At 69.3% G+C, this 925-nt stretch carries 1 protein-coding gene; it reads right to left on the reverse strand.

Annotated features, from left to right (window positions below):
- Positions 1 to 815 (reverse strand): IS5 family transposase gene (locus tag EFE23_RS27855; protein WP_373684061.1). Its coding sequence is split into 2 segments (ribosomal slippage), with 813 coding nucleotides annotated over them: positions 1 to 525 and positions 528 to 815; the frame shifts between segments, so codons are not numbered across the junction. This gene is flagged as partial in the annotation.
- Positions 816 to 925: the final 110 nt, after the last annotated feature.

Raw genomic sequence — 925 nt, forward strand, 5'->3', positions numbered from 1 at the left:
GGGGCGGTCCGGTTTCGCGCGTAGCCAGATGAGGATGTCGGCGATTTGCACGGTGGCGCGGTAGCGGCAGGCAAGCTTGTCGTACCTGGTGGCCACGGCGCGGAACTGCTTGCGCCGGTTCATCAGCCGTTCGATGGTGTTGCGCTGCCGGTAGCGGTCCGGGCGGAACGTGGGCGGGCGACCACCACGTGATCCTCTCCGGGCGCGGTTGGCCTTCTGATCGTCCTTCTCCGGGATGTCGTGCGGGATGCGCCGGGCCCGTAACGCCTGGCGGTTGCCGCGCGAGCTGTACGCCTTGTCCGCCGAGAGGGAATCGAGGCGTTTGCGTGGGCGGCCGATCCGGCCGGGACGGGCCACGGCCACGTCGTCGAGCAGCCGCACCAGTTGACGGGTGTCGTGGTCCTGGCCCGGGGTCAGGTGGCTGGTCAGGTTCCGGCCCCGCCCGTCCCCGATCGTGTGGATCTTCGTGGTCCACCCGCCGCGCGACTTGCCGAGTCCTTCCCGTCGCGCTGCGTCACTGCTGCTCAGCCCCCTTTACGCGCGCCAGCAGCATGCTGGTGGGCACGCACGATCGTGGAATCGGCGTTGCCGTGCCAGTCCAGGTCCCCGGCCGCGTCCGCGTCGGCCTGCAGCATCGCCTCGATCCGCGCCCAGGTCCCGTCCTCCTGCCAGCGGACGAACCGCTTGTACAGCGTCTTCCACGGCCCATACCGTTCCGGCACGTCCCGCCACGGCACCCCGGTCCGCACCCGGAACACGATCCCGTTGATCACCTGCCGGTGATCACGCCATCGCCCACCACGCCGCGGTGTCATCGCCGGCAGCAACGGCGCGATCCGCGCGTACTCGACCTCGGTCAGCTCAAACCGCCCACTCACGACAGACGTGAATAGCCGAACCACACCACAAGATCCAGGAGACACGC

It is taken from the genome of Micromonospora solifontis (genome assembly GCF_003725545.1).
In the GTDB taxonomy this organism is placed as follows: domain Bacteria; phylum Actinomycetota; class Actinomycetes; order Mycobacteriales; family Micromonosporaceae; genus Micromonospora; species Micromonospora solifontis.